Source organism: Salinimicrobium oceani (assembly GCF_012037645.1).
On record NZ_JAAVJR010000646.1, the window covers coordinates 1 to 446 of the forward strand.

Genomic DNA, 446 nt, shown 5'->3' on the forward strand with positions numbered 1-446 from the left:
TCGAGGTGCTCCTGGAAGTTCATAATGAAGAGGAGCTTAAAAACAACATTTTTGACAGCGTAGATATGATAGGTGTCAACAATAGAAACCTCAAAACCTTCGGGGTGAACCTGCAAACCAGTAAAGATCTTGCGGAAAAAATTCCGCCCCACTTCGTAAAGATCTCCGAGAGCGGCATCAGCGATACTGCAGCTATCCTGGAGCTTCAAAAAAGCGGATTTCAGGGCTTTCTTATCGGCGGGAATTTCATGAAGACTGAAGATCCCGGAAAAAGTGCTTCGGAATTCATCAACGAACTCAAAAGCATAGCAAAATGAACCTGAAGCTGAAGGTCTGCGGCATGAGAGAAGCCGAAAACATCAAAGCCATTTCAGGTTTAAAACCTGATTATCTCGGCCTTATCTTTTTTGAGGGTTCTTCGCGGCATGTTTCAGGAGAAATTCAGG

At 44.2% G+C, this 446-nt stretch carries 1 pseudogene; it reads left to right on the forward strand.

From position 1 onward, the window contains the following. Nucleotides 1–317, forward strand: a pseudogene (locus HC175_RS18690) (indole-3-glycerol-phosphate synthase TrpC); the annotation flags it as partial. Nucleotides 318–446: the final 129 nt, after the last annotated feature.